We start from the raw sequence: 24,861 nt of genomic DNA, 5'->3' as shown, positions 1-24,861 counted from the left end.
ATGGCCGATATCGTCTTTCGCAATGTCAGCAAGCGTTACGGCACGACGCTCGCCGTCGACGACGCGTCGTTCACCGTCAATGACAACGAATTCTTCTGCTTCTTCGGGCCGCCGCTGTCGGGCAAATCGACAATCCTGCGCCTGGTGCTCGGGCTGGAGACGCCTGACGCCGGAGAGATCCTGATCGGCGGCAAACCGGTCAACACCGTCTCGCCGGCCGAGCGCAATGTCGCCATGGTGTTCCAGAACCTGGCGCTGTTCCCCCATATGAGCGCGCGCGAAAATGTGCGTTTCCCGCTGGTCGAGCGCAAGGTCGCCGAGGCCCAGATCGAGAAGCGTGTCGCCGACGTGGCCGCCAAGCTCCACATCGGCCATATCCTGCACAAGCCGCCGGCGCAGCTTTCCGGTGGCGAGCGGCAGCGCGTGGCCATAGCCCGCGCCCTGGTGCGCGACCCGAACGCCTATCTGATGGACGACCCGATCTCTGCGCTCGATGCGCGGCTGCGCGAGGAAACGCGCGTCGAGCTCAAGCGCATCCAGCGCGAACTCGGCAAGACGCTGATCTACGTCACCCATGACCAGGAAGAGGCGATGTCGATCGCCGACCGCATCGCCATTCTGGAGAATGGCAGGATCCGGCAGATCGGCGCCCCGTCCGAGATCTACGACCGCCCGGCGAACACCTATGTGGCGCGACTGCTTGGTTCGCCTGTCATGAACATCCTCAAATCCGTGCGCGGCGACGGTGGCATCGAGGCCGCCGAAGGCGCGGTCAGCATCGACGATCGCGCTGCTCCGGCCGACGCGATCGAAATCGGGCTGAGGCCGGAGGACATCAAGGTCCGGCCCTGGGTCGACGGGGGCGTTGGCCGCCCGGCACGCGTGTTCGAGGTCGAGCCGCTTGGCGGCTACACGGTGGTAACGCTCGCCGCCGGAGAGGCGCGGCTGAAGGCGCTGCTGCGCGGCCAGCCCGACATCAGGCCGGATGCGGCGGTAGCGATATCCTGCGAGCCGGCCCGGGTGCATTATTTCGGGCAGGACGGAGGCGCGTTGGCGAGATGATCGCGGCTGCGAAAACAGAATTGCGGGAGGAAGACATGGCGAGCGAAGGCTTCGAGCCGGACGTGAAGGTCCGCACGAAAGAATACCGTATCGGCTGCATCGGCGCCGGCATGATCATGGCCGAGTGCCATCTGGCAGCCTATCGCGAAGCGGGGTTCAACGTGATGGCGATCGCCTCGCGGACCCGTTCCAATGCGCAGAAGGTCGCCACGCGTTGGGACATCCCGACCGTGCACGACACGCCGGAACAGCTGATCGAGGATTCTGAGGTCGAGATCGTCGACCTTGCCTTTCCGCCCGACCAGCAGCCGGCGCTGATCCGCCATGCGCTGAAGCAGCCTCACATCAAGGCGATCCTGGCGCAGAAGCCACTGGCGCTGTCGGTCGATGAAGCCGTGAAGCTGCGCGACGAAGCATCAAAGTCCGGCAAGATCCTCTCGGTCAACCAGAACATGCGCTACGACCAGTCGATGCGCGTTCTGAAGCAGATCATCGACAGCGGCGCGCTGGGCGACATCGTCTTCGCGCAGATCGACATGCATGCCATCCCGCACTGGCAGACTTTCCTTCAGGATTACGACCGGCTGACGCTCGCCAATATGAGCGTGCACCATCTCGACGTGCTGCGCTTCCTGTTCGGCGATCCCTCGGAAATCACCACGCTGACACGCAAGGACCCGCGCACGACATTCGAGCATAGCGACGGCATCACCGTCTCGACGCTGCGCTTTCCCTCCGGCGTGCTCGCCGTGTCGCTGGAGGATGTCTGGTCCGGACCGCGCCAGGAGGGCTATCTGGACGACCAGCACATCAACTGGCGCGTCGACGGCACCAAGGGTGTCGCCAAAGGCACGATCGGCTGGCCGAAAGGCGCTGCCTCGACGCTGACCTACGCGTCGACCGAGACGACCGGCGGCGAATGGGTCAGCCCGAGCTGGGACACGATGTGGTTCCCGCATGCCTTCATCGGCGTGATGGAGCAATTGCAGCATGCGGTGAAGACAGGCGCGCCGCCGGCGCTCTCCGTCGCCGACAACGTCAAGACAATGGCACTGGTCGAGGCCGGCTATCGCTCGATCCACGAGGGCCGCACCGTCAAGCTTTCCGAAATCTCGATAAAATCAGCCAACTGAATCGCTTACAGGGAGGAATTCACATCATGATGCAGGCAGGTATTTTCACGGGCTATTTCCCGTACGGCCTCGAAGAGACGGCAAAGAAGATCCGCGGGCTCGGTTTCAACACGGTGCAGCTCGACCTGCATTTTAGGGATATCGATCTGTCGGCCGGGCAGATCACTGAGGAAAAGGCCAAGCAGGTGCGCGACGTCTTCCGCGACAACAACCTGCCGATCTGCTGCGTGTCGGGCTACACCAACATCATCCATCCCGACAAATCCGAGCGCGACAAGCGCGTCGGCTATCTCAAGGAGATCCTCCGCAACGCCCGCAGCTTCGGCTCGCCCTACGTGATCTCCGAGACCGGTACCTACAACACCGAATCCGACTGGGTGCATCACCCGAAGAACAAGACCGAGGAAGGATTCGAGGAATGCCGCAAGGTGATCGCCGAGCTTGCCCAGACCGCCTATGACCATGGCGCGGTCTTCCTCCTCGAGACCTACGTCAACAACGTCGTTGGCTCGGTCGAGGAGACGGTGAAGATGTTCGCCCACGTCGACCATCCCGGCCTCGGCCTGCTGATGGATCCGACCAACTATTTCGAAACCCACAACATCGACAGGATGGACCAGATCCTGAACCAGGTGTTCGATACGCTGACCGACAAGATCAAGATCGCGCATGCCAAGGACGTCAAGCGTTCGGGCAGCGACAAGTCGGAAAAGCATGCCGACATCGGCGACGAGGATGCGATGGAGAGCCACACCTTCCGCGGCGTCGGCGAGATCGAGCTGCCGGCGCCCGGGCTGGGATCGCTGAATTACGATCTCTATCTGCAGCGGCTGGCGGAAAAGCACCCAAACATCCCGGTCATCATCGAGCATCTCTCGGAAGACGACGTGCCGCGCGCGAAGAAATTCCTCGACGGGAAGTTCCGCGCCAACGGCCTGTGAGCGCCGGTTGCGCCGCCGGCGCATGGCGGCGCAACTCCAACCAAGGGAGGAATGAATGTTGAAATTCGCATTGAAAGTGGCTGCCGCGGCAACGCTGGTGGCCGGGGTCTCCTTGAGCCTGCCGGCATTCGCGCAGGACGGCCAGAAGACCTTCTATCTGCTGTCGCATGGTGGCCCTTCGGACGCGTTCTGGATCGACTGGAATGCCGGCGCGACCAAGGCCTGCGACCAGCTCAAGGTGACCTGCAAGATCTCGTTCAGCGGCGGCGACATGGCGGCGCAGAAGGAGGCTTTCAACTCGGCGCTCGCCGCCAAGCCGGACGGCATCGCCACCACCTCGGCTCAGCCCGGCCTGTGGACGGAGGAGGTGAAGGCCGCCAAGGCCGCCGGCATACCGATCGTGTTCTTCAACACCGACGATCCGGCGACCGGGCGGCAGGCCTATGTCGGGGCCGACCTCAGGGAAGCGGGCGTCATCTGGGCCAAGTATCTCGTCGACCACAAGATGGTGAAGCAGGGCGACAAGGTGTTCCTGCCGGTCGAAGTGCCGGGCGCCAGCTACCAGCAGCTGGAGACCGAGGGCATCGCCAGCGTCTTCGATCCGCTCGGCATCAAGTACGACGTGGTCGATTGCGGCACCGACCCGGCCGGCATCATCGCCAAGATGACCGACTACATGGTCGCCAACAATCCGCCGGCAATCATTGCACTCGGCGATTCCGTGGCAGCAAGCATCAAACGCGTCTTCGACGGGGCCGGTGTGTCGGCCGGCAAGGTCCCGGTCGTCGGCTGGGGCAACTCAAAGGAGACGGCCGAGGCGGTCAAGTCCGGCTTCGTCAATGCTGCGGCCTGGCAGTACCCGTCGGCGCAGGGCTTCATGCCGGTGGCGCTGCTCGGGCTTGCGGCCTCTGGCGAGCCGATCGGCTACGACATTCACACATTCAGCCTCTACGACGCCTCGAGCGTCGAGCCGATCCTGAAACTCTACAACAAGTGACGACAATCGGCGCCCGCCCCGAAATGGCGGGCGCCGGACGAAACGCATGGTCCTGACAGATATGGCAATCACAGCAGACGACGACACGCAGCGAGCGAAGGGCAGGTCTGCGCTGCTGCGTTCGCCGCAATTCTCCTCGCTCATCATCCTCATCGTGCTGCTCGTGGTATTCGCCATCGCCGACGGCAACTTCCTGTCGCCGCTCAACATATCCAACATGATGGCGTTCCTGCCCGAGCTCGGCATCATCGCTCTCGGCATGACGCTGCTGCTGACGGCGGGCGAGTTCGATCTGTCGGTCGGCGCCGTGTTCGGCCTTGCGCCCGTCGTGGTGATGCTGCTGGTGCAGAATGGCGGTATCGACATCGGCGTCGCCCTCCTGGCCGGGCTTGTGCTGTGCATCGCGATCGGCGCCATCAACGGGCTGATCGTCACCAAGATCGGCATTTCCTCGTTCCTGGTCACGCTGTCGATGCTGCTCGTCGTGCGCGGCGCGGCGCTCTACATCACGCAGGGATTCCCCCTGAAGTCGTGGGACCAGCCCGGCTTCTTCGTCACGCTGCTTGCCGGCAGCTTCAATGTAGGCTCGTTCCGGTTCTACACCTCGCTCTGGTGGTTCATCGGCCTGTCGCTGCTGGCGATTTACATCCTGCGCTACGCCAAGCTCGGCAACTGGATCAGCGCCATCGGCAGCAACCGCAACGCAGCGGTGGCGCGCGGCGTGCCGGCCGACGCGGTCAAGATCTGGCTGTTCATCCTGACCTCGGTGGTGGCCGGGCTGGCCGGCATGATCAGCGCGTTCCGGATTTCGGCCGCCTCGCCGGTGGCCGGCACCGGCTACGAACTCGAAGTGATCGCCATGGTGGTGGTCGGCGGCACGGCGCTCACCGGCGGGCGCGGCACCATCCTCGGCACCATCGTCGGCGCGCTGATGCTGCGCGCCATCCGCAACGGCATCGTGCTGATCGGTGTGCCGGGCTTGGCATACAACATCTTCGTCGGCGTCATCATCCTCGCCATGCTCATCCTGCACGCTTTGCTGCAGAAGAACGCCGCAAGGAGCTGAGGATGGAAGTGCTGCGTCTGCAAGACCTGCAAAAGTCCTTCGGCAACGTGCGTGCGCTGAAGAACGCCTCGTTCACCCTCAACGAAGGCGAGGTGGTTGCCCTGCTTGGCGACAATGGCGCCGGCAAGTCGACGCTGATCAAAGCGATCTCCGGCGTCTTCCCGGCCGACCACGGCGACATCTTCGTGCGCGGCGAGAAGGCGTCGATCCGCTCGACGCGCGACGCGATGGACCTCGGCATCGAGACTATCCATCAGGACACATCGCTCGCGCCGGACCTCAGCATCGCGCGCAATCTTTTCTTGGGTCGGGAGCCGGTCAATTTCGGCTGGCTCGGCGTGTTCGCGCCCCTCGACCTCGCCAAGCTTCGCAACGCCGCCTCGGCGCTGCTGAAGCGGGTCGGCATTTCGAAAAAGCTCGATGCCGATGCACTGGTTAGCACGCTCTCGGGCGGTGAGCGGCAATCGATCGCGATCTCGCGCGCCATGCAGTTCGCCGCCAAGGTGATCATACTCGACGAGCCGACCAACAATCTTGGCGTCGAGGAAACCCACGGCGTGCTGCGCTTCGTCAAGGAGGTGCGCGACGCCGGCCACTCGGTGCTGCTCATCACCCACAACATCCACCACGTGTTCCAGGTCGCCGACCGCATCATCGTCATGCGCCGCGGCGAAATCGTCGCGGAACAGACGGTCGCCGACACCGACCTGTTGACGGTGGAAAGCATCATCACCGGCGCCGACATGTCGGCCTTGCTCAAGGAGGCGAGGGCAAAGTGAAGGACGTCGCATGGTAGAGCTTTACGGCAAGACGCTGTCGCGAAGGCAGGTGGCCGAGCGGTCCGGCATGCTGTCGCAGTTTGCCGGTGTGCGGCTTATGACGCTCGGCGACGGCGTGGAGCGCGGCATCCGGATGCTCGAGTTCCGCACCGGCTCCGGCCTGCGCTTCACGGCGCTGGTCGACCGGGCGCTTGATATCGCCGATTGCGACTTCCGGGGCCAGGCGATCGGCTGGCATTCGCCGAGCGGCTTTCGCCACCCCGGACTGCACGAGCATGAAGGGGAGGACGGTTTCGCCTTTGGCCGGTCGTTCTCGGGGCTGCTCGTCACCTGCGGCCTCGATCATATACTGGGCCGGCAAGACGTGCCGGCCGAAAGCTACAATTATCCCGGGCGCAAGCGGGTATTGCACTCGCTGCATGGCCGCATCGGCACCGTGCCGGCGCGGCTGACCGGCTACGGCGAGGCCTGGGACGGCGACCGCTGCGTGCTGTGGGCGGAAGGCATCGTCCAGCAGGCAACCGTGTTCGGCGAGGATCTCCAGTTGCTGCGCCGCATCGAGGCCGATGTCGGCGGCACCGAGATCCGGCTGTCGGACCGCGTCGTCAATCACGGTTTCAGCCGCACGCCGCACATGTATTTCTATCACGTCAATGTCAGCCATCCCCTGCTCGACGAGGGTTCGCGTTACCTGGCGCCGATCCGGGATGTCGTCTGGGCGGCGCACGCCGGCGAACGCTACGAGGCGCAGAAAGTCGGCTACCGAACCGTGCCGGCGCCGCAGCTGGGATTCAGCGAGCAGGTCTGGGAGCACGAGCTTGGCGCCGATGCGGCGGGCGAGGTGCCGGTGGCCGTCGTCAATGACCACCTGGGCCTCGGCTTCGAGGTCGTTACCCGCAAGGATCAGCTGCCCTGCACCTATCAGTGGCAGAACTTCCAGGCAGGCCTATATGCGTTGGGAATCGAACCCTCGACGCATCATGTTCTCGGCAATCTCGCCGCGCGCGAACGGGGCGAGATGATCTGGCTGGACCATGGCGAAAGCCGCTCCTATGACGCCGTGTTCCGGGTGCTCGACGGTGCCGGTCAGATCGCCCAAGCGGAAGCGAGGATAGGGTCGATCGCCCGGCAGCCGCAACAGGATTACCCTGCGCCGTCGGGCGCTTTTGCGAGACTGCAGGCGTGACCGGCTTGAAACACACGATCGGTTGCCGCGGCGGGCGGGAAGTGCGCCGGAATACGGAAGCAGGCGCGGCCCGGCCGACCCCAGGCGGCCCTTGCGGAGCGCAGGCGGGAAACGGAGATGACGATGACGGCAAGCAGGAAGCGCGACTACAGCCTGGTCGGTGAAAGCACCAAGCGCGCCATCGAGACCGGATTGGCTTCGGCCGAATGGTATCACACCGATGTCCCGCGCAAGGCGATCAAGGAGTTGATGCAACGCTCCGACGGGCCGGCGATCCGCGACACGATCATCTGGGTCGCGGCGATCCTGGTGTCGGCCGCCGGCATCGTATGGTTCTGGGGCACGTGGTGGGTGGTACCGTTCCTGTTCGTCTATGGCGTGCTTTACGGCTCGTCGAGCGACTCGCGCTGGCACGAATGCGGCCACGGCACCGCGTTCCGGACGCGCTGGATGAACGATGTCGTTTACCAGATCTCAAGCTTCATGCTGATGCGCAACCCAGTGCAATGGCGCTGGAGCCATGCCCGCCATCACACCGATACCATCATCGTCGGCCGCGATGCCGAAATCGCCGTCATGCGCCCCCCAGATCTGCTGCGGGCGGCGCTCGCCTTCACCGGTATTCTCGATTTCCGCTATTCGCTGCCGACGCTGGTGCGCCAGGCGTTCGGCAAGCTGTCCGATGAAGAGAAGAGCTATATCCCCGAGATGGAGCAGCACAAGGCGGTGATCGCTGCGCGCTGGCATGTCGCCATCTATGCGGCGACAGTCGGGCTGGCGTTGTTCACGTGGTCGCTGCTGCCGCTGGTGCTGATCGGCCTGCCGCGCCTCTATGGCAGCTGGCACATGGTGCTGACAGGGTTGCTGCAGCATATCGGCCTGGCCGACAATGTCGTCGACCACCGGCTGAACACGCGCACCGTCTACATGAACCCGGTCAGCCGCTTCATCTACTGGAACATGAATTATCACGTCGAACACCATATGTTCCCGATGGTGCCCTATCATGCGCTGCCAAGACTGCACGAGCTGATCAAGCACGACCTGCCGGTGGCGAACCCGTCGATGTGGCATGCCTATCGCGAGGTCTGGCCGGTGCTGCTTCGACAGCTGAAATATGAGGATTTCTATCTTAAGCGGAAATTGCCGCCGACAGCCAGACCCTATCGCGGCGAATTTCACCAGGTGGATATGTCGGCGGCCGCTGAATAGCGACAGCGAATTTTGCCGGAGCCGGAGATTGCTGACTGGATCGAAGCGTGCGCGGTGGACGACATCTCCAAAGAGGATGTCATCTGCTTCGATCCTCCCGGTTTGCCGCTCGCCCGATGACGAGTTCTTCGCCACCGACGGATATTGGACGCATGAGAAGGCGCATCTAGCCGAAAGCTGGTGATCGGCGACGTCATCGATGCCCGAAGCACAATGGCCGCTTCAATTACAACACCGGCCAGGCCAGGGCGCGCCGGTCTGCGTCAATCTCGCGATCTATCCGGTGAGAATCGAGGCCGGCAACGTGGTGATCCAGATCTGACGCGTGGTAACCGATCCAGCACCGCGTCTAGCAAACACAGAGTGACGTTTTCATGAGCCGAAAGAGGCCGACCGTCGCGATCTGCGCGCGATGAAGCGCCAGCTGACCATGCTGCGCGTGCTGACCATGGACGTAGCCGGGGCCGTCGAGCGGGAGTGGGTCGATCAACTCGGTGCCGCCGGAGCTGTGCTGAACCCTATATCGCAATGCGGCCCCCAGCCTGTTCACCGTGCCGGGCTAGAATTTCTTCGAGATCGGCACCGCCGACGATTTTCTTAGTTGGGCTTTCCGGCTCCGGGCGCCGACGCCGTCATTGCAGCGCCGGCTATGCCACGGTCACCGTGCCCAGACATATGTGCTCGGCCCCTTTGGACCCTGATCGACAAGATCCTGATTCACTGCTGCTTCTGCTGATCAGCTTTGAGGTGCTGATTGTGCGGTTTGATCCGCCAGCGTTGATACTGGGCGCTACCGCGATCGAAGCGGAAGGACAGCGCCTGCCAGCGGGAAAACGACCGCCTGCGCAAGATCAGTTTGAGGGAAGGAGATGGAAATTATTGGTGCGCAGCGAGCGCGGCAAAGCTGCGCAGGTGATCGTGGCTGGAAAGCGTCGCTACAAAGGCGGTGCGTTTGTCAGTTTGGAAGCCGACACGCGTCCGGCAGACGACGGTGATCTCGCTGGCTGACTGCGGCGCGGGATTATTATTGAACGACGGCAGGAAGTAGGCTCGTTGCTGCGCCGTGCGTCCAGGACTCGGGTTGGAGTGGATTATGGTTCGGGGTCACGATAGGAGATCTGCGCAGCCTCGAACCTCCAGTGCTTGCCGCATGTTGGGCAGGGTACAATTGTCACTTTCACGCTCGACCTGCCCGCGTGTGCGTCAGCATGACGATACACTCAAATTCTCACCACGGCTCAAGGTCGACATGCCGTAAGCGAGCCGCCCCGGGAAACTGACTTCAATTCCTTCGCAGCCGCAACGAGGCGCGGTCATTCCCGGCGGCTATGATGAGCTCCATCGCCTGCTCAGGCGTTATGCCGTTCTGCTGGGCAAAATGGAAGTGTTCGTTGCGTTCGTTGGACGAGACCCGGTTCCTGTCGCCAAAATCACGCTCGCTTTTGTTGTCCGTCATCATCTTCTCCTTCAACCTCAATTCGTCGGCCCGAACCGCCCGCTGGAGCAAAACTTCCGAAACCGCCGAACGCGGAGGCTGATCGAGCCTCGCTAGGGCTGCTGCAAGTAGACGAAAGCTCCAACTGGCGAAAGCTGGAGGGTTGTCGAATGCCGGGGTGAGGTCGGCGCACGCCGTGGCATCGCGTCGGCGACCTTCACCACCCGCCCAGAACACGGACGGGAGCAGCCTCGGAATGATTTGCCCGACCGCCAGGCAATGAAGATGGAACTTCGCGACACCGAGTTCCTCGTCCTGTGGCATCAGCAGACGCTCTCGTGGATGTCTTACCCGGCATTCTCGCCGGAATGATCGAAGTGGATGGCGAGGCCAAAGGCGAGCGCTCGCTCGGCGATCATATTGACAAGATGGCTTTCGCCGATCGACAGCGCCGGAAGGGCCTCTTTCAACGCCTCGAGAGCATGCCGTGTCGACAAAAGACCCCGCCGCTTGCGGCTGCTCACATATTGATCGATCAGGCACTCCAGTGGCATCTGCCTGCCTCCGCTTCGGACAGGATCTCGTAGCGTGGCTGCGGAGCGACAGCATTCACATTGGTTAAGAGACGGCGGCGAACGCCATCATGCATGCCGCCAACAGACGGCGGTGGGGCTGATTTACGCCGGGTTGGAGCGCTATCCTAGGGTAAGCATGGCGCGACCGTCGCGCCGGGTTCGGACATTTCGATGCTACTGCTCCGGTACCGCGGAGGTTTGTGGATGGTTGCGTGCCGCCTCGGCGATTTCCGGAATGAACTTCGTCGCGGTGCAGCTTCGGTTTACATTGGCGCGGGCGGCAAATACCTCTTGCCGGCAGACTTGCGAAGCGAGCGCGATCGGCACATGAACCGCCAGTGGTACCTCGGTCTCAGCCACCCCCAGGTGCCTTGCAACCTGTTGCTTCACCTCCGGCCGGCCGAGCGAGACGTCAACGCCGACATCATCCTTGGCGGTCGGCGACGATCCTTGCGCCGGCAGACGATCGTGCTTGCCTGTTTGCGATGAGTCGCTGGATTGTTGAGCCGGCTGACTGGTCTGCGCAGAGGCCTGAGCGCCCAAAATCAGAGAGGCCCCCAGTCCCAAAAAAAGCCCGAGCCCCAAAGACACAATCCGAAGTCCGAATGTGCTCATTGTCATGTTCCTCACCGTGGGTTCAAACTTGGCGCCGCTCAGAGGTCGGTGTTGCTTCGGCCTCTTTCGAAGACAGGGATGTCTTCCTCGTCCTCATCATTGTCACCGGTTGGTATGTCCTCGGCGTAGCTGCGGGTCAGTTCCTCGGTTTCGCTTAAGCCGTCCATCGTCTCATTGGCGCCTGCCCCTTCATCATGACGACCGGTAATTTCGCTGCGGGGCCTTGCGCCGAGCGGCTGGTCGACATCGTCGGCTCCCACGAAACCTGGCTCCGCGCCGTGCCTGTCTTCGTGGCCCACGGGGCTGTCCAACACGGCGGCATCCTCCGGGCGAATGGATTCATCATTGGCGAAGTCACTTCGTCTCGAATGCGAGGTCTCGTTTTGCTTTGGCATGTCAGGTCTCCTGTTCGTTTGGCAACTTCGACGACGCTGGTGCTTGCACGCCGGACTACCTGAGCGACGCACCTTTAGAGTTCCTGCATCGACCACCGCTTAAAGGTTGCAGCGTCCCTGAGGGCGGAGGCAGTGTTGGCCACAGACTCCACAGCGCCGCGAAGAACCAACGTCGTGGCCAGATCCACTCAGCCCTGAGAACCGCTCTTGCTCAGTTGCTGGGCATGTTTGAAATGCTGCCGGATCACCGGCGCGGTCTTTTTCGCATGAGCCGCCAGATGTTTTGCCTGACCGTTTTCTGCATAGGAGGTCATCAGCGTCAGGGCTTCCTGGTGCGCTGCCACCTGGGCGTCGATATAGGCGTTATCGAACGCCCCGCTGCTGTCGTTGCTCAACGCTTCCAATTGGGCAGCATGCTTGCTTGTCATCTCCGGCGCCACTGCGACGTCGTCCTTCTTTGCCGCCGCAATGAGCCGCTTGGAAGAAGTCGTGTGGTCCTTGATCAGCATGCGAGCGAATTCCTTCACTCGTGATGTCTTCGATTTCCGCAGCGCCAACTCACTCGACTGGATCTCGAACATGTCTGAACTCGCAGCTGCTTTGACAAATTCCTGCGGGGACGTCGTCGCGGTCTGAGCCATTGCCCCCGGGCTGATGAGACCGATGGCGATCGCAGCCAAAAGCGCTTTGACGAAATGCATGTTGTGCTCCTGCAATATTGCTTAACTGGCCCAACACGGCCGAGCTGCCGTTGTTCCCCTTGTTGTGACAATAAATACGGGGCGGCAGGCGTAGACCCCGGATGGCTCCGGCTCAGGGCTTTCATCATAGATCCGGCCGTAGCCAAGACCGGTGACTGCGCGGAGCTCAGCGCGGCGGTCGGCTGGTGGGCAGCACGTTGTGCGACATTCAAATCTCCGAAAGAAATCGTCGGCCATCGTCGCGATGCTTCAGGCAGACCAGTGCGATTTTGTAGGGTTGCGCTGACGGGATTCTGATTCCGCCCGCCGGTCGGGTTCGTCAAGAGGAGCTAATATAGCATTGTATGTCAGATCGGCGGTATTAGCCGCTTACTGATCGTCGCATGGTCCATCTCTGAATCTTGTTGCACCGCACAATATTATTGACGATGGGGTGCTTAGGCAAGGATATTGAATGACAAGTAGAGGAATCACGTCCTAGTCAAAGTAAAATTTTATTATGTCTGACTCTTGCTATTACCAAGTAATGACCCAAGACGCAGCTTTCGCGGGCCGTTAGCTTGTTTTTAAACTCTAGTGCGTCACTATCGGGTCCGTAAATGCCCAAAAATGTCCCATCCTTTGAAGGGCAACAAGGAGGCGTACTATGGCAAGAATTTTTGAAATTCTTATGGGGCAGTCTGACTGCCGGATCTGTTCTCGCAATTCTTTGCATGCCAGCGACAGCAGCTGGAATTAGTGTCGGAGGCGTCGGCGGGGTATCCGTCGGCAGCGGAGGCGCCAGCGCTAATGTGGGCGGCAACAGCGGCGCTACGGCTAGCGTGTCCCTAGGCGGTTCTGGGGCAAATGCCGCAGCCTCCGTCGGCGACACTGGCGGAGCGACTGCTTCCATCGGAACCGGCAGCGCCAATGTCGGTGTCGTCACCGGGGTTGGTACCGACGTAAATGTCGGCGTTGGAACCAATCCAGCCGCCAACCCCAGCAACCCGACCGCTTCGAGCAACCCGAATCTGGCTAGCGTTGTCGGCGATATGTCGAACGCCCAGGTCACTCGGATGAAGAAGCGCTGCGTCGAAGTGCTTAGCAACGAAGACACCTATGACCGTGACCTGCGCCGGCTCTGCCTGCTGATCTCGCGCCGCTAACCAGCGACCCCTTTCCGACCTGTCGGGGCTGTCGACATGACACTCTCTAGTTCCGACAGTGGAAGCCCGCCCGCCGAAAGGTTGGGCGGGCTTTTACAGTCAGCGTCCTTCCATCCGCAGCAGACAATCGCGCTTGGCATCAGCGACCTGGCCGAGCAAGCGATGGAAGACCGCGCGGACAAGCTGGGCATATCCTGCGCAGAGGAAGTCGGCAGCGTGTACGCGGCGATTCTCGGTGCTATCATGCACCGCGATGCCGCTTGGCTGACTGACCGAGGCCGCGCTATATCGCGCCCGGCGGGCGTATTCAGCTCAGCGAGCCTCTGCCGGGGGGAAGCCAAGACCATCTTTCACTTGCTCGACAAGGCCGGACTTGAAGGCAAGGTGTCGAAGCGCAAGGACAGCAAATACCGTCGACCAACTGGCTGAAGGCCAAGTGCTTTGCGAACGACGAGTTCGATCTGCTCGGCGTCGAGCGTGAAGCGGGCAAGCCGGCGTTCGCTGAGGATGACACAAATCGCCGTGCCTAAGAAAGATCAGGAGCGCGCCACCTACGCCTGGATATACGGCGCCCAAGCGCGCAAGGATGGCAAGGAGCGTGAGGTGCCATTATTGGCAGGAACATGCCGACGGGTGGCTGCAGGGTTTTGACGGTGTGCCGATGGCTGGTTTTGGAAAGACCAAGACCGTCAACGACGAGATGGAAGCCGAGGTCGACGAAGCCGCCGTCGAGCGGCCCGACGAATAGCCATTTTGCCATGTGCCGTATGTTCGTTTTTGATTGAAGAAAGGGTTTCGTCGGGCTTATAAAGATTGCGTTTACCATTGCCTTTTTGGGAGGATGCGATGGTTGCAACGCCCATAGATATCGCTCAAGCGGCCACTGCGACTACGGCCACCTTGCTGAAGTGGCAGAAGTCCATGGAGGAACGCGCCACGTTTCGCCAGAACATGGATCAATCGCGCAGGGCGATCCAAGCCTCACGCGATCTGCTGAAGCGCCTTCGTCAACGTCATCGCGACGACGATAGCGGCGCGGATGCACTAAAGGATTAGCCGCCAGGGCAGATGTGAGACGGAGGTCCGGGAACGGATTGGGGCCACGTGCGGCACCTAATGTCGCGATGGTGATGGCCGATGATGTGCTTGAACAGGAGATTGCCCATCTCCTGCATTGCCGTCATATCCGGGTAAGCCGCTAAAACGGAGCCTTCACCACCGACGCTGCCGAGCAGCGGGATCAACACGAAGCTGTCATCCCGAAACTTGCTTATGGTGGTGATCGTGAAGAAATCGTAGTCGGGATAGGCCTCATCAAGCAGGGCGCTGATCTCGGCGAGGAATTCAGGCGTCTCGAACTGTGCGCCGATCGGCGGCACCACAATCATGTCTTTGCATACTTGCATCTCGCGCCTTCCCAAGCCGTCTCATCGTGAGCGGCTGTTCCGCCAAGGTCAAATCACGTCTTCCCTGCCGATGATCTGGAGTCAGCAAAGTTATTCACACGTCGACAAGATGGTTAGAATTGTCGCGGTTCGGTTAAGACCTCGATCATGAGGCGTGGCGCATCGTGTTGTTGGGTCTACATATTGCCTTCCTGACCCTACCCGGTAGCTCAAGCCCGTTGCCGTAATTGGCAACGGGTTTTTTTACGTCTTCATCTGGCACAGTTGATCTAATGGTATGGAAACGCGACGACAACCAAGCAATTCTGCCTTAAGCGGTCGATTCCTCGGATGTAGCCGTGACTACGAAAACCCGCTGTTGCGCGCGCGGCGGGGTTTCTTGGCATCAAGACGCTACCCCGCCCTCAGGCCCGTTGCTTAATTGCGGCGGCCTTTACAGGTCCGGCGCCGCTATCTACTGCTGAATAGGTGGAGTCACGAGACCCGGAAAGGGCAACACGTTGCCGCCCGTCCCCCGCCGGCGGCGCAGTTCAATCTCGCGATAGACCAGGGTGCCCATCACCATTTCCGCGCTGGCGATTTCCGATCTCGATGGCAACGACTTGAGCAATTGGTGCAGTTGTCGCGTTTCCATGGTCGCAATGTGGGCGGCAATGGCTTCGATGCTATCGCCCAAATTCGCCAGTAACCCTGCGGACATCTGCATCGCGCTACTCTACAGCCGGGAAAACGTGTTGAGATGCAGACGCGACCTTTGGCCTTCTGCAAAGGCCAAAGCATAGGATTCGAGCTTGAATGATCGGGTGAGTTCCTGGTCTTCCTCGACCACGCGAACAAACCACTCGCCACAGGCTTCGCCAACTTCGACACAAGGGCGTGCTTTGCGAATTGGAATGATATCAGCCAGGGCGTTGCCTCCCAGCAATCAGGCCAAACGGGATTGTAACGTCGTAAGCGGTCTTCAACAAGAAGAGTTTGGGCAGCAATACGAAACTGAGGTGTGGGCCACAAATGGCCGGCGCCATGGGTTGGGGAACCTGGGTGGGCACCGGCCAAGAGCGGACAGGTCCGCCGCGATGCATACATCGTCGATTGGTGCCGCAGTGGTAATGGTGTGATCGCGGAAGCTACGCTTTAGCCTTAGCCGCCGGCCTTGCCTTGCCCGTTACAGTTGCCGTGGGCTGCGGTGCCTTCCTACCCAGACCGATCGACTTCGCCATGGCAGACCGTGAGGCCGCATAGTTGGGAGCGACCATCGGATAAGTGGATGGCAAGTTCCACTTTGTTCGATACGCGTCAGGAGTGAGACCGAAATCCACGCGCAGATGTCGCCGAAGGGTTTTGAACCGCTTACCATCTTCAAGACAGATGATGTAATCGGGAAATACTGACTTCTTCGGATTTACCGCAGGCACTGGTTCTTCGGTCGCGGCAGCCACGCGATGGCCAATCCCAGACAGCGACGCGTGCACTGAGGCTATCAGGTCCGCCAAACCCGCGACCGGCACGGGATTGTTGCTGACGGTCATGGTGTGAGTCCTCGAATTTGAGAACGATCTATTATAGCTGCTGCCGCAGCTGCGCAACTCGAGGCCCGATGATGGGCCGCTTCCCTCGTAAGCACCAATCCTGTTGAGCCTGTGTTTGCCGATGGAGGAAAGGACCATCCGAAGCAGTGCCAGACTTATCACAGGTTAAGTCGGTCCGGTGTTTATGATATAAGGTCGGGCATCATTCGCGTTCTGCTGGCCGCGGGTGACTGAGAGACCATAGCGCTCCCGCCCAAACGGAGAGCCGACATGCTTTATCAAAGCCCATTAACCGCCAAGTTCCATCGTGCCTTCACCCTCACGTCAGGTGAGCGTCAAGCTCTCGACGCGGTAAGAATAAGGATCGTTGCGATTGGCGCAAACCAGAACTTGGTTCGGGAAGGCGACCAGCCGTCCCGGTGCATAATGGTCCTGGCTGGCTTAGCCAGCACCTCGAAGGTAACAGGAGACGGGAAGCGTCAGGTCACTGCTTATCATGTGCCTGGCGACATGCCCGATCTGTTGAGCCTGCACCTCGATCTGTTGGATAGCGACGTTCGAACGGTGAGCGCTTGCAGTGTTGGCTTCATAGATCACTCGGCTATACGGCTGCTCTGCGAACGCCACCCCAGGCTGGCGGCAAATCTTTGGCGAACGACACTGGTTGATGCATCGATTTTCCGCGAATGGGTGGTCAATGTCGGGAAGCGCCAAGCGCTTGGCCGAGTGGCCCACCTTCTCTGTGAAATCATGCTACGTATGGAAGACGCCGGACTCGCGTCCGATCAAACCTGCGCTTTTGCTGTGACTCAAGCTGACCTTGGCGAGGCGACAGGGCTGTCGGCAGTCCACATCAACCGCACGCTCAAGTCTCTTCGGGAGAAGCGCCTTACATCACTTGTGAATGGCCAATTGACCATCCATGATTGGGAAGGACTGGCCTTTCTTGCTGAGTTCCGGCACGATTACCTGCACTCAGCAAGGACCAATAAAACGGCCGAGTTCATGTCAATGCACTGATTGCTCCAGGGGAAAATCGCCAGAAATGCGGATTGGCTCCAAGGGTAGCCGGACCACTTGTTGGCCTTCGCTGACCATCAGCGGTGCGATCGCCCCCCAAACATGTTTTGCCATGGTGGCGCGGCGGAAATGATCAGCAGGTTGATACCAAGCCTGTCTGGCTTGCTTCTTTTTGATGCGGCAGGCGGGGCCGCCTTGCCCCAGGCCAAACGCAGGCCCCAAACGAAACCGGCCTCACTTGGTGCACGCTCCTTTTACCGCGCGGTCAATGCTTTGATGGCGCGTCGAAGCGTTAGCGCAAGGGGTTCACTTGCGCGCAGAGTGCATTCGAATGCTTACCGGCCCACACGGGCGTTGACTATCCGTATGGCCGTCTGGGTCGTGGAGGTTAACTGGGACGGGACACCTGCTCTCCTTGCCAGCCTTCGGAACGTTTCCTCGCAGCGTGCGCAGGAGGAACGTCGACGTCAATCCGAGAAGCTCGGAGCAATTGGCCGCCTCGCAGCCGGCATAGTTCACGATATCAAAAATCTGATAGCAGCGTTCGACTCGGGCCTGCGGCTCCTGCAAAAGCAACTCGCCGAAAATCCCGGCGATCCGAAATCAGCCATCCTGATCGACGAACTGCTCAAACGAACACAGAACGGCGGGGCACTTACGCAGCAATTGCTTGCGTTTTCTCGGCGCCAGTCGCTTACGCCCGAAGGCATTGATCTGAACGGACGGATCGAACAGCTTTCGATGCTGCTGGAACGAACGCTCGGGAGTGCAATCAAAATTGAACGCAACTTGGACGCGGCGCTTGGCCCTGTTCTGGTCGACCCCAACCAGCTCGATGTCGCCATGCTCAATCTGGATGAACGCCAAGGACGCCATGGCCGGCGTGGGAACGCTCACAATCGAGACTAGCGATGTCCCTGACGACATCGACGACGTGCATTCACTGGCGGGTTCGTGCGTTCGTATGACCGTGCGCGATGCCGGTTGCGGCATGAACAAGGAGATTCTGGCGCAGGTCTTCGAGCCGTTCTTCACCACCAAACCCGATGGACGCGGGACTGGACTTGGACTTAGCCAGGTTTATGGCTTCGTCCAACAATCCGGCGGGCACATTCGGATCGAGAGCGAAGCTGGTGAAGGAACAAGCGTCCACCTTTTTCTGCCGCGTGTGCAGAAGCAGTAACCAAGCTCTGCCGGGATCGCTTTGCATTGGGTATGGCGGAAGTGACGTGGCCAGTCCGCCAAAGCAATCCCGTAGAGCGACATAATGGGTGGTTAGCGGCCGCTTTAGAGATCGGGTGCAGAGGGTACACGGGCTTTTCCCCCTTTATCCTTTTTTCTCCCGGCCGCGCCACCGTCTATTATCGGCGGCTAGGCCGCTATCACCTTCTGAGCGGGTTAGCGATGGAGTGCCTTGGACGGTGAAAACGATTCCGGCATCCTCAAACGCTTTGCGGATGGCGGCGATGTTGTGGGGACGCGGTTTCCTGTATCCGTTCTCAAAAGCGCTGATCACCATCTCGCTAAGATTGGCCTTGGCGGCAAGTCGCACACGCGGCCAGTTCAATAGGGCTCGTGCTGCTCTGACTTGATCTGCTGAGAGTAGGGTTCGGCTGTCCATAGCCAGTCGAACATTTAGTATCGCTAAACTGTTCCTCTTGACCTTCTGCGATTTCTAACGGTGTGAGGCCGGCCTGTCGCAAGCCGTCATCGATTATGGCTGCAACCTTTCGGACGGTTGTTACCTCGGCTCCAACAAGACGTGCTGCCTGCATTCTTGCTTGGAGATCAGCCAAGCGGGCAACCAGGGCTTGCGTCCCCTCGAGTTCAGGGTTCGTCATGTTCATTGTCCAGCTGAGTGGCAATTTGAATTTGTCCGGCTGAGTAGCGTTTGAATGCACACACTCGCCACCCAAGGGTGGCGAGCGTGGGTTCGTTCGAAATCTCAGTCGTAAACTTTCACGATCTTGCGGGTGCCCGGATCGACCAGGACCGTGCGGTTGTCGACCACCACGTAACGGTATTTGACGTTCGGGACCTCGTGGATCTCCACAGTTTCCGGCAGAGCTGTCCCGACGTTCAATTCCACGCCGGGAAGGTTCACCGAAGCCAAGGGCTGCTTCTTGACATACTCACGGATGACCGTGTCCTGTTCCGGCTGGATGATAATGTCGTCAGCGGCGGCGGAGCCGATCCCCGCCAAGAGCAACATGGCTGCGGCGGTGTTCACAAAGTGCATCTTCATATCTTCTCTCCTGCAAGGACCGGCACACGACGATCATCGTCCCGCACTGCCCGGCAACCAACTTTGAACCGGGGTAAACGTTCCCGCCTACGCACCTTTGTCTAATCCGATTGGTCTAAAGTCCGACCGTACAACGCAATGGTCTTACCTTTGGACTAGGCGGAACGGATTAGGGCTTCAGGTTGTTGGTTCTCCACAACGGGAGAGAACAAATGGATCAAAGTGTTGGCCAGGCGCGATGGTTGCTCGCACCGATTTTTGCAACAGCCGTTACCTTTCTGGTAATGGCGGTCGTCCTTAGCTGACATGTCTTGGATCGGCGCAGCCAGGTCCCTTCCTGCGCTCATAGGATTCGCGAGTTGCTTGAGCGGCTGGCGAATCCTCTATTTTACCGTGCGCTGGGCCTGCTCCTTCAGCAGGCGGGGCGCTTCGTTCAGCTCATGTAAGTTGGGAGGTTTACTATGCATCGGCGATCCTTTTTGACAGCGATGTTTGGCGTTGCAGGGGCAGCAGCCTTTGCAAGCGCGGTCCGGCCTATCAACGCATTGGCCGGTGTTCCAGCGGCCAAAAGCGGCATTCTCGAAGAACTCGACGCGCCAGACGCCTTCGACAACGAAGGTACTCACGCGGAAGTGGAGCCGGTCAACCATCGGCGCTACTACGACCAAGATTACGACCCAGACTACGACCCAGATTACTACCACCGGCGCCGCCGCCGCCGGCGGGGCTGGAGAAGAGTCTGCCGTAGTTACTGGCGACACGGGCGCCGTCGGGTCCGGTGCTATCGCCGACGGGGTCCTTCGGTCGTCTTGCGATTTTAGCTAGTCGGCTGCTTCTGCCCATGGCCCGTTCCGGCTGACGTGCTGAGAACGGGCCGGTACGATTCCTTTTTCGTGGCAAACGCAATCCATCTGAGGGCACTCATCAGCAGGGCCGATGGACCTGACTTACAGCTTGGTGGTGCCGCTGTGTGTGGTGCGCCAGGAGCGGTCTGACGATCCCTCTGTGCAGCGCTTCGGCTGCCGCCAGCCTGGGAAAGCTTTTCGGAACGTTTGGTTCTGGCCGTTAGGCCACGGGGCCAAGCTCAGCCATCAGGACACCCCGCAAGCGATGAGCAGCGGGGCCTGGTAAGGCCCGGCGACCTCCTTTTGACATACGGGGAGAAACCAAGAAGGGCGCCGAGCCTTACCGGCGCTGCTTTGAGGGAGACGACGCCGGACGAGATGAGAGTAGGCGATCATGCTAATTTCTGCGAACCATGCGAATGAGGGAAAGCCGTGTGCGATTCTTCGCTATCCAGCCACGAACCTCTGCCTTTCGGACATGGCGGTCCGTCGCTCGATCGATGATGAAGAACGCCTGATGTAGCTGCTCGACTTCGTAGAGCCCGACCCGGATCTCGAACCCTGTCTGGCGGGTGGCATCGAAGTCACCGGGACCGATGACAGGGAAGGCGACGACGATGGCGAAGCGGACGACGAGCGCGAAGCCAACGATGCCGAGTATGGCTTCATAGAGGGAGGGCAAGGCCTATAATTGTCCGGTCGAGAATGAATAGCCCGCTGCCTCACGGTGGCTGGCTTCAGTTTTTGTGTGGCACGATGTAGCGACTGCTCACCGCACCCGCCCCTGTGCCCCGCGTGACGACAATCGTGCTATACCCGGCTGGAACGGAACCTGTAGCGGAGGGGTCGATCGAACTGCATCGCCCGACGATCTCCCCGTTGGGAGCGCCCTCGAGCCTCACGGCTAACGCCAACTGGCATGTGTCAAGGGATCCGAACATGGCCGGTGATGTATCGAGTGGCTTGCAGACTCCCTGGGCGGGACTGCAAGAAAGCAAAATCATCACAGCTGCAGTTGCCGGATCCATTCGTGAAGCTCCGTTGTTCGACGAGCCTCAACGCGGAATAGCGAGCTTTGTTTCGCAGGGGCTAAAATATGAGTTTTCTGGTCTGGCACGGTGGCGGGCTTTTCATTGTCACAGCTTTCGCCTCTCAATTGTCCGGATCCCGAACGGTAAAACAGCCATCCGACGAGACACACCGAGAGGATCGCGATGGCCAGAAGGATGCCGCCGGCAATGTTCACCATCAACATGAAATCCATCGGACCTCTCCCTCTTATATGCCGACAGTCGGAAACTCGTGAAATCAACATGGGTGAACAGGTTGCGAACATGCTGCTACGGTTTTTGCAGACCCAAGAGATGAGACGAGACGGACCAGCACGACAGGGACTAGCTCTCGTCGCAACAAATTGACACACAAGGACTCGACGGAGTCGAACGGCAAGGGCAGGGACGCCATCAAGCGAATTTCAAAACCGGTGCCTTGGCCGACGGGCAATCGCTGATAACATCAAGGTATGCCCTGAGGCGACGTTACAAGGCAGTGTACTTGGGTGCAGCCGTCCGCAGGCGGCCGAACTCTCGCCTTCCAGAGGTTCTGGAGTGCGCCGACCGACCCCGTCGTGCTCGTCAATGTGTAGGTTTGCAGTGTGGTGTTCCTTCAAGGTCAATCAGCAGCTTATGCATGGAGGACCACGGCAAGCGGCGTTTTATTCCCGGACAGCGCAAATTCTGTCTCGACAATGTGATTGGTCCGGGCGCCTCGTTTTTTAACGCTCTTTGGCCCGCAACATCGGCCGTCCAGTTCGGGAATATCGGGACCTTTCAAGAATTCGGATATTGTGAGAGCAGCGACGCGTCGTGCGACGAAGGGGAAACAACTTCGCAGTCTCGTGCGACAGCGGCAAAGCTGCCTTCCTCAGCAGCGTCGAGTAAGTGGCGAAGCAGGCTTGTGTCCGTCACTGCAGTCAATTTCCACCCGAGCCGAGATGAGGCGCCTGGCTCAGCGTCTGCTTGCCGGCATCCTGTGTGGGGCGGGAGCGCGGGGGGCAGTCCAGGCGACCGGCAGGCAACGCTCGCGTCTGTCCATCGCGGTGATGGGAGCCTCGTCGAGTTCAGCAGCGTTGTGGAAGCAGTCCGCTGCGCGCGTCAGAACGCTATTGCCAAGCGGGGTGCCCGATGATCGTCGCATTGAGTTCCGGATTGGCATTCACCTGGGTGACGTCGTGCAGGAGCGCGATGACGACCTGATGGGTAATGGCGTCAACATCGCCGAGGGTATCCGGGTTGCCTGGGCGTAGCGGCTTCGAAGCCGCCGATTATAAGTATTCTCGCCCTGTGGCGGCCGATTCTGCGATTAAGAATTGGACGAATAGGCATGGGGGAGAAAGGCCGTTATTCTAAGCCTCATCCACCCTCGATGCGGGAAATAACGAGATCATGGAGTAGGAAAATCTCATGCTATGCGGCGGAGGTGCTTACAAGGGCGAGATTCACACCCGCCCAACGACAAGGCGCCCATCCCCTGCCCGATGGACGGTGGATAGAGATTTGGTGCCATGAGCCAAACCCACACATTACAACCGTCATCTATCCGCTTCCCGGTACAACCACGGCTGGTGCCGGCGATCAAGGCGGCGTACTTCGCCGACCTGCCGCCAGCCGACATCACCCTCGAGCTGCTCGACGACGGTATGGCCGTCTGCTGCGGGTCAAAGGTGTCGACATCGCCTACCGTGCCGTAAAGACGTGGCGTTCGCTCTATAATTTCATGGCCGGCATGAAGCTATGCCCGGCCGGCTCCGACCCGTCGCAGGCGATCCGCCGCCAGACGCCACCACCGCGCCACCAGACCTGGACGGCAGGCGAGGCGGTGCGCATGGTCAAGTGCGCCTGGCGCTCCGGCTACCGCGGACTGGCCTGCATCATCGCCGTTGCGTGGGACACGAGCTTCTCACCCGTCGACGTGCGCACTCTCACACCGGCGCAGGCAATGCAGACAGCGCAGGAATGGGGTTTTCTGATTGCACGCAGCAAGAGTGGCGAGGCGGCTTTCGGCACGCTATCGTCACGCACGCAGCGCCTGGTGCTGGCCTATGTCGAATCACTAGGCGTCACCCTGCTCGACGATGCGCCGATCTTTCGCTCGCGCGGTTTCGCGCCGGGCCCGAAGGGCGGGCGGCCGCGCGCCGGCGTGCCTTACACCAAGGATTCTCTGGTCGACGACTTTGCCGATCTGCGGACGCTGGTGTTCGGGACAGCGGAGAAGCGGCGGCTGATGGACATGCGGCGTTCCGGCGCGGTCGAGGCGAATGCCGGAGGCGCGTCGGTCGAGGCGATCTCGGCCAAGATGGGCAATTCGATCGACGGGAACAAGGCGCTGCAGAAGACCTATATGCCGGTCAATCTGGCCGCCGTCCGCTCAGCCGATGCCAGCCGCCGCAAGGGCAGAAAGCTGCTTCGCCTGGAACGGAACGAATACAGAAAGTTGAAACTCTCCGGAGAATGAGAGTTGAAACTTTTCAAGGGGCGGTAGCTAACCCCTTGAAATTAATGGCGCGAGTGACGGGGCTCGAACCCGCGACCTCCGGCGTGACAGGCCGGCACTCTAACCAACTGAGCTACACCCGCGCATTGGACGAGCACGTGTCAGCCGTGTTCGTCGTTGGGGCGGTGGATAAGGGGTTCGCCACCGGGTGTCAAGCGCAGCTGGACAGCATAAACGCAAACAGGAGAAGGTTTTTTGACGGGCGGCACTTTGCCCGCGAAAACCACTGTGCGGCTAAGCTCGCAGCTGTTCATTTGGCCTTGCGAAGCCGGTCGCGACCGCTTAAAGGTCCGGCCGGAGCGGGCGATTAGCTCAGTTGGTAGAGCGCTTCGTTTACACCGAAGATGTCGGCGGTTCGAGCCCGTCATCGCCCACCATATCCCGGCCGACATATCTCGAATGCCGGGCGCGGCCGCAATGAGCCGCACCCGCCGTTCTTTCCCGGCGCGCTAGCCTATCGCTTGACGTAGCAGTTCTTCTTCACGCGGCGGATGGGATCCTCGCCAAAGGCGTCGACGCTGCATGTGACGCCGTTCCTGAATACACCCTGGACGTACTGGCCACGCGCCCCGTATCTCACCACTTTGCGGCCACGGAACTCGCAGAACCGCCCCTCCGAGGCGCAAGCCACCCATCTGCCGCGGCCCTGGCCGTAATCATTATCGCCGTAATTGTCATCATTGCCGTAATTGTCGTCGTCGTTGTCACCATAATCATTACCGCTATCGCGCCTCGCAATATAGCAGGCCTTGTCGCGGCCGGGCGCCGGGTCGCCGAAGACGCGATTCGAGCAAGGCACGGAACGACGATCGAAGAAGCGGGAGGTGGTCTGGCCGCGCGCGCCGTAGACCACTTCCGAGGGGTAGGGCAGGCGGCACGTGCCGCCTTCATCGGCGCATTTCTGCATGCGCTGGGCCGACGCGGTGGCGGGGAAAAGGATAGAAACGGACGAGGCCAGGCCGACCAGGCAAATGAATGTAAACGTCATCCGGATCAAAGCAGTGAAGGTTTTTGACATGATT

At 60.5% G+C, this 24,861-nt stretch carries 31 protein-coding genes, 2 tRNA genes and 2 pseudogenes; 21 read left to right on the top strand and 14 right to left on the bottom strand.

Going from position 1 to position 24,861, the window contains the following annotated elements; all coding sequences use genetic code 11:
* The 10 genes and pseudogenes from NKJ57_RS06370 to NKJ57_RS06325 all read left to right on the top strand — a co-directional run bounded on the left by NKJ57_RS06370 (window position 1) and on the right by NKJ57_RS06325 (window position 9,384).
* Complete coding sequence (locus NKJ57_RS06370) at window positions 1-1,062, top strand: ABC transporter ATP-binding protein (protein ID WP_352511323.1); 1,062 nt, start codon at window positions 1-3, stop codon at window positions 1,060-1,062.
* Window positions 1,063-1,097: 35 nt separating this feature from the next.
* Window positions 1,098-2,195, top strand: coding sequence for a Gfo/Idh/MocA family protein (locus NKJ57_RS06365; RefSeq protein WP_352511322.1), 1,098 nt, complete (start codon window positions 1,098-1,100; stop codon window positions 2,193-2,195).
* A 26-nt stretch (window positions 2,196-2,221) separates the two neighbouring features.
* Entirely contained in the window at window positions 2,222-3,136 is a 915-nt protein-coding gene (locus NKJ57_RS06360; protein WP_352511320.1) for a sugar phosphate isomerase/epimerase family protein, read from the top strand.
* A gap of 55 nt (window positions 3,137-3,191) precedes the next feature.
* Window positions 3,192-4,133, top strand: coding sequence for a sugar ABC transporter substrate-binding protein (locus NKJ57_RS06355; RefSeq protein ID WP_023689426.1), 942 nt, complete (start codon window positions 3,192-3,194; stop codon window positions 4,131-4,133).
* A gap of 61 nt (window positions 4,134-4,194) precedes the next feature.
* Window positions 4,195-5,199: an ABC transporter permease gene (locus NKJ57_RS06350; RefSeq protein WP_050586906.1), complete on the top strand. Its 1,005-nt coding sequence runs from the start codon at window positions 4,195-4,197 to the stop codon at window positions 5,197-5,199.
* On the top strand, window positions 5,196-5,978 hold the full coding sequence (locus NKJ57_RS06345; protein ID WP_196814833.1) for an ATP-binding cassette domain-containing protein: 783 nt from the start codon (window positions 5,196-5,198) through the stop codon (window positions 5,976-5,978). Before NKJ57_RS06350 ends, NKJ57_RS06345 begins: the two co-directional genes overlap by 4 nt.
* A gap of 10 nt (window positions 5,979-5,988) precedes the next feature.
* The gene (locus tag NKJ57_RS06340) at window positions 5,989-7,164 is read left to right on the top strand and encodes an aldose 1-epimerase family protein (RefSeq protein ID WP_352511318.1); all 1,176 of its coding nucleotides are present in this window, start codon (window positions 5,989-5,991) and stop codon (window positions 7,162-7,164) included.
* Between the two features lie 117 nt (window positions 7,165-7,281).
* Window positions 7,282-8,376 carry a fatty acid desaturase family protein gene (locus tag NKJ57_RS06335; RefSeq protein WP_023709721.1) on the top strand — a complete coding sequence of 365 codons (1,095 nt, stop codon included), beginning with the start codon at window positions 7,282-7,284 and terminating at the stop codon, window positions 8,374-8,376.
* Between the two features lie 27 nt (window positions 8,377-8,403).
* Window positions 8,404-8,698 (top strand): annotated as a pseudogene (locus tag NKJ57_RS06330) (Rieske 2Fe-2S domain-containing protein).
* 368 nt (window positions 8,699-9,066) lie between these two features.
* Window positions 9,067-9,384 (top strand): hypothetical protein, encoded by a 318-nt coding sequence (locus NKJ57_RS06325; RefSeq protein WP_352511316.1) that lies wholly within the window; start codon window positions 9,067-9,069, stop codon window positions 9,382-9,384.
* 274 nt (window positions 9,385-9,658) lie between these two features.
* Here the strand turns inward: NKJ57_RS06325 and NKJ57_RS06320 are convergent, their stop codons facing one another.
* The 5 genes from NKJ57_RS06320 to NKJ57_RS06300 all read right to left on the bottom strand — a co-directional run bounded on the left by NKJ57_RS06320 (window position 9,659) and on the right by NKJ57_RS06300 (window position 12,097).
* Window positions 9,659-10,135 carry a hypothetical protein gene (locus NKJ57_RS06320; RefSeq protein ID WP_352511314.1) on the bottom strand — a complete coding sequence of 159 codons (477 nt, stop codon included), beginning with the start codon at window positions 10,133-10,135 and terminating at the stop codon, window positions 9,659-9,661.
* A gap of 23 nt (window positions 10,136-10,158) precedes the next feature.
* Window positions 10,159-10,365 carry a hypothetical protein gene (locus NKJ57_RS06315; protein ID WP_023708917.1) on the bottom strand — a complete coding sequence of 69 codons (207 nt, stop codon included), beginning with the start codon at window positions 10,363-10,365 and terminating at the stop codon, window positions 10,159-10,161.
* A gap of 195 nt (window positions 10,366-10,560) precedes the next feature.
* On the bottom strand, window positions 10,561-11,001 hold the full coding sequence (locus NKJ57_RS06310) for a hypothetical protein (protein WP_156033661.1): 441 nt from the start codon (window positions 10,999-11,001) through the stop codon (window positions 10,561-10,563).
* Between the two features lie 38 nt (window positions 11,002-11,039).
* Window positions 11,040-11,396 (bottom strand): hypothetical protein, encoded by a 357-nt coding sequence (locus tag NKJ57_RS06305; protein WP_352511312.1) that lies wholly within the window; start codon window positions 11,394-11,396, stop codon window positions 11,040-11,042.
* A 188-nt stretch (window positions 11,397-11,584) separates the two neighbouring features.
* Complete coding sequence (locus NKJ57_RS06300; RefSeq protein WP_023743176.1) at window positions 11,585-12,097, bottom strand: DUF4142 domain-containing protein; 513 nt, start codon at window positions 12,095-12,097, stop codon at window positions 11,585-11,587.
* A gap of 599 nt (window positions 12,098-12,696) precedes the next feature.
* Here NKJ57_RS06300 and NKJ57_RS06295 point away from each other — a divergent pair.
* The 4 genes from NKJ57_RS06295 (at window position 12,697) to NKJ57_RS06280 (ending at window position 14,298) form a co-directional block, all read left to right on the top strand.
* Entirely contained in the window at window positions 12,697-13,242 is a 546-nt protein-coding gene (locus NKJ57_RS06295; protein WP_352511310.1) for a hypothetical protein, read from the top strand.
* Window positions 13,243-13,278: 36 nt separating this feature from the next.
* Window positions 13,279-13,671: a hypothetical protein gene (locus NKJ57_RS30885; protein ID WP_023743175.1), complete on the top strand. Its 393-nt coding sequence runs from the start codon at window positions 13,279-13,281 to the stop codon at window positions 13,669-13,671.
* 169 nt (window positions 13,672-13,840) lie between these two features.
* Window positions 13,841-13,990, top strand: coding sequence for a hypothetical protein (locus NKJ57_RS06285; protein WP_023834193.1), 150 nt, complete (start codon window positions 13,841-13,843; stop codon window positions 13,988-13,990).
* Window positions 13,991-14,088: 98 nt separating this feature from the next.
* A complete protein-coding gene (locus tag NKJ57_RS06280) occupies window positions 14,089-14,298 on the top strand; it encodes a hypothetical protein (protein ID WP_023708908.1) in 210 nt (69 codons plus the stop codon).
* Here NKJ57_RS06280 and NKJ57_RS06275 read toward each other — a convergent pair.
* The 3 genes from NKJ57_RS06275 to NKJ57_RS06265 all read right to left on the bottom strand — a co-directional run bounded on the left by NKJ57_RS06275 (window position 14,295) and on the right by NKJ57_RS06265 (window position 16,177).
* The gene (locus tag NKJ57_RS06275; protein WP_155923565.1) at window positions 14,295-14,663 is read right to left on the bottom strand and encodes a hypothetical protein; all 369 of its coding nucleotides are present in this window, start codon (window positions 14,661-14,663) and stop codon (window positions 14,295-14,297) included. The genes NKJ57_RS06280 and NKJ57_RS06275 overlap by 4 nt on opposite strands.
* Before the next feature lie 439 nt (window positions 14,664-15,102).
* Window positions 15,103-15,354, bottom strand: a complete 252-nt coding sequence (locus NKJ57_RS06270; protein ID WP_023708906.1) for a hypothetical protein — start codon at window positions 15,352-15,354, stop codon at window positions 15,103-15,105.
* Between the two features lie 421 nt (window positions 15,355-15,775).
* Entirely contained in the window at window positions 15,776-16,177 is a 402-nt protein-coding gene (locus tag NKJ57_RS06265) for a Ros/MucR family transcriptional regulator (protein ID WP_084014356.1), read from the bottom strand.
* 270 nt (window positions 16,178-16,447) lie between these two features.
* Here NKJ57_RS06265 and NKJ57_RS06260 point away from each other — a divergent pair, with 270 nt between their 5' ends.
* The 3 genes from NKJ57_RS06260 (at window position 16,448) to NKJ57_RS06250 (ending at window position 18,380) form a co-directional block, all read left to right on the top strand.
* Window positions 16,448-17,197, top strand: a complete 750-nt coding sequence (locus NKJ57_RS06260) for a Crp/Fnr family transcriptional regulator (protein WP_023708903.1) — start codon at window positions 16,448-16,450, stop codon at window positions 17,195-17,197.
* A 366-nt stretch (window positions 17,198-17,563) separates the two neighbouring features.
* Window positions 17,564-18,106: a sensor histidine kinase gene (locus NKJ57_RS06255; protein WP_352511307.1), complete on the top strand. Its 543-nt coding sequence runs from the start codon at window positions 17,564-17,566 to the stop codon at window positions 18,104-18,106.
* Complete coding sequence (locus NKJ57_RS06250; protein WP_196814989.1) at window positions 18,054-18,380, top strand: sensor histidine kinase; 327 nt, start codon at window positions 18,054-18,056, stop codon at window positions 18,378-18,380. The genes NKJ57_RS06255 and NKJ57_RS06250 overlap by 53 nt, the downstream gene beginning before the upstream one ends.
* A 144-nt stretch (window positions 18,381-18,524) precedes the next feature.
* On the opposite strand, the gene NKJ57_RS06245 is transcribed toward NKJ57_RS06250, so the two are convergent.
* The 4 genes from NKJ57_RS06245 to NKJ57_RS06230 all read right to left on the bottom strand — a co-directional run bounded on the left by NKJ57_RS06245 (window position 18,525) and on the right by NKJ57_RS06230 (window position 21,551).
* Window positions 18,525-18,818, bottom strand: a complete 294-nt coding sequence (locus tag NKJ57_RS06245) for a helix-turn-helix domain-containing protein (protein ID WP_081726104.1) — start codon at window positions 18,816-18,818, stop codon at window positions 18,525-18,527.
* Window positions 18,819-19,142: 324 nt separating this feature from the next.
* Complete coding sequence (locus NKJ57_RS06240; RefSeq protein ID WP_023669226.1) at window positions 19,143-19,442, bottom strand: DUF1236 domain-containing protein; 300 nt, start codon at window positions 19,440-19,442, stop codon at window positions 19,143-19,145.
* 1,242 nt (window positions 19,443-20,684) lie between these two features.
* Window positions 20,685-20,969, bottom strand: a complete 285-nt coding sequence (locus NKJ57_RS06235; RefSeq protein WP_352511305.1) for a hypothetical protein — start codon at window positions 20,967-20,969, stop codon at window positions 20,685-20,687.
* Between the two features lie 321 nt (window positions 20,970-21,290).
* Window positions 21,291-21,551, bottom strand: coding sequence for a hypothetical protein (locus tag NKJ57_RS06230; protein WP_023745949.1), 261 nt, complete (start codon window positions 21,549-21,551; stop codon window positions 21,291-21,293).
* A gap of 833 nt (window positions 21,552-22,384) precedes the next feature.
* On the opposite strand from NKJ57_RS06230, the pseudogene NKJ57_RS06225 reads away from it, so the two are divergent.
* From NKJ57_RS06225 to NKJ57_RS06215, 3 genes and pseudogenes are all read left to right on the top strand, one after another.
* Window positions 22,385-22,589: pseudogene (locus NKJ57_RS06225) on the top strand (adenylate/guanylate cyclase domain-containing protein); the annotation flags it as partial.
* Between the two features lie 261 nt (window positions 22,590-22,850).
* Window positions 22,851-23,036, top strand: a complete 186-nt coding sequence (locus NKJ57_RS06220; RefSeq protein WP_352511304.1) for a hypothetical protein — start codon at window positions 22,851-22,853, stop codon at window positions 23,034-23,036.
* Window positions 23,037-23,062: 26 nt separating this feature from the next.
* Window positions 23,063-23,800, top strand: a complete 738-nt coding sequence (locus tag NKJ57_RS06215; RefSeq protein WP_352511302.1) for a hypothetical protein — start codon at window positions 23,063-23,065, stop codon at window positions 23,798-23,800.
* A 45-nt stretch (window positions 23,801-23,845) separates the two neighbouring features.
* Here NKJ57_RS06215 and NKJ57_RS06210 read toward each other — a convergent pair.
* Window positions 23,846-23,922: transfer RNA gene (locus NKJ57_RS06210), tRNA-Asp, on the bottom strand.
* Between the two features lie 218 nt (window positions 23,923-24,140).
* On the opposite strand from NKJ57_RS06210, the gene NKJ57_RS06205 reads away from it, so the two are divergent.
* Window positions 24,141-24,216, top strand: a tRNA-Val gene (locus NKJ57_RS06205).
* Between the two features lie 77 nt (window positions 24,217-24,293).
* On the opposite strand, the gene NKJ57_RS06200 is transcribed toward NKJ57_RS06205, so the two are convergent.
* On the bottom strand, window positions 24,294-24,857 hold the full coding sequence (locus NKJ57_RS06200; protein ID WP_031203220.1) for a hypothetical protein: 564 nt from the start codon (window positions 24,855-24,857) through the stop codon (window positions 24,294-24,296).
* Window positions 24,858-24,861: the final 4 nt, after the last annotated feature.

It is taken from the genome of Mesorhizobium sp. M0077 (genome assembly GCF_040322955.1).
GTDB lineage: Bacteria > Pseudomonadota > Alphaproteobacteria > Rhizobiales > Rhizobiaceae > Mesorhizobium.
The sequence above is the reverse complement of the archived record's forward strand: the minus strand, read 5'-3'. Positions and strand labels throughout refer to the sequence as shown.

Excerpts from the sequence above, each read along its gene's own strand:
- NKJ57_RS06200 (WP_031203220.1), bottom strand. The coding sequence starts at position 24,857 with ATGTCAAAAACCTTCACTGCTTTGATCCGGATGACGTTTACATTCATT.
- NKJ57_RS06255 (WP_352511307.1), top strand. The coding sequence starts at position 17,564 with ATGGCCGTCTGGGTCGTGGAGGTTAACTGGGACGGGACACCTGCTCTC.
- NKJ57_RS06310 (WP_156033661.1), bottom strand. The coding sequence starts at position 11,001 with ATGAGCACATTCGGACTTCGGATTGTGTCTTTGGGGCTCGGGCTTTTT.
- NKJ57_RS06260 (WP_023708903.1), top strand. The coding sequence starts at position 16,448 with ATGCTTTATCAAAGCCCATTAACCGCCAAGTTCCATCGTGCCTTCACC.
- NKJ57_RS06370 (WP_352511323.1), top strand. The coding sequence starts at position 1 with ATGGCCGATATCGTCTTTCGCAATGTCAGCAAGCGTTACGGCACGACG.
- NKJ57_RS06250 (WP_196814989.1), top strand. The coding sequence starts at position 18,054 with ATGAACGCCAAGGACGCCATGGCCGGCGTGGGAACGCTCACAATCGAG.
- NKJ57_RS06365 (WP_352511322.1), top strand. The coding sequence starts at position 1,098 with ATGGCGAGCGAAGGCTTCGAGCCGGACGTGAAGGTCCGCACGAAAGAA.
- NKJ57_RS06240 (WP_023669226.1), bottom strand. The coding sequence starts at position 19,442 with ATGAAGATGCACTTTGTGAACACCGCCGCAGCCATGTTGCTCTTGGCG.
- NKJ57_RS06350 (WP_050586906.1), top strand. The coding sequence starts at position 4,195 with ATGGCAATCACAGCAGACGACGACACGCAGCGAGCGAAGGGCAGGTCT.
- NKJ57_RS06230 (WP_023745949.1), bottom strand. The coding sequence starts at position 21,551 with ATGGATTTCATGTTGATGGTGAACATTGCCGGCGGCATCCTTCTGGCC.
- NKJ57_RS06305 (WP_352511312.1), bottom strand. The coding sequence starts at position 11,396 with ATGCCAAAGCAAAACGAGACCTCGCATTCGAGACGAAGTGACTTCGCC.
- NKJ57_RS06280 (WP_023708908.1), top strand. The coding sequence starts at position 14,089 with ATGGTTGCAACGCCCATAGATATCGCTCAAGCGGCCACTGCGACTACG.
- NKJ57_RS06340 (WP_352511318.1), top strand. The coding sequence starts at position 5,989 with ATGGTAGAGCTTTACGGCAAGACGCTGTCGCGAAGGCAGGTGGCCGAG.
- NKJ57_RS06245 (WP_081726104.1), bottom strand. The coding sequence starts at position 18,818 with ATGGACAGCCGAACCCTACTCTCAGCAGATCAAGTCAGAGCAGCACGA.
- NKJ57_RS06295 (WP_352511310.1), top strand. The coding sequence starts at position 12,697 with ATGCCCAAAAATGTCCCATCCTTTGAAGGGCAACAAGGAGGCGTACTA.
- NKJ57_RS06215 (WP_352511302.1), top strand. The coding sequence starts at position 23,063 with ATGGCCGGCATGAAGCTATGCCCGGCCGGCTCCGACCCGTCGCAGGCG.
- NKJ57_RS06220 (WP_352511304.1), top strand. The coding sequence starts at position 22,851 with ATGAGCCAAACCCACACATTACAACCGTCATCTATCCGCTTCCCGGTA.
- NKJ57_RS06320 (WP_352511314.1), bottom strand. The coding sequence starts at position 10,135 with ATGCCACAGGACGAGGAACTCGGTGTCGCGAAGTTCCATCTTCATTGC.
- NKJ57_RS30885 (WP_023743175.1), top strand. The coding sequence starts at position 13,279 with ATGACACTCTCTAGTTCCGACAGTGGAAGCCCGCCCGCCGAAAGGTTG.
- NKJ57_RS06270 (WP_023708906.1), bottom strand. The coding sequence starts at position 15,354 with ATGCAGATGTCCGCAGGGTTACTGGCGAATTTGGGCGATAGCATCGAA.
- NKJ57_RS06360 (WP_352511320.1), top strand. The coding sequence starts at position 2,222 with ATGATGCAGGCAGGTATTTTCACGGGCTATTTCCCGTACGGCCTCGAA.
- NKJ57_RS06335 (WP_023709721.1), top strand. The coding sequence starts at position 7,282 with ATGACGATGACGGCAAGCAGGAAGCGCGACTACAGCCTGGTCGGTGAA.
- NKJ57_RS06265 (WP_084014356.1), bottom strand. The coding sequence starts at position 16,177 with ATGACCGTCAGCAACAATCCCGTGCCGGTCGCGGGTTTGGCGGACCTG.
- NKJ57_RS06300 (WP_023743176.1), bottom strand. The coding sequence starts at position 12,097 with ATGCATTTCGTCAAAGCGCTTTTGGCTGCGATCGCCATCGGTCTCATC.
- NKJ57_RS06355 (WP_023689426.1), top strand. The coding sequence starts at position 3,192 with ATGTTGAAATTCGCATTGAAAGTGGCTGCCGCGGCAACGCTGGTGGCC.
- NKJ57_RS06315 (WP_023708917.1), bottom strand. The coding sequence starts at position 10,365 with ATGCCACTGGAGTGCCTGATCGATCAATATGTGAGCAGCCGCAAGCGG.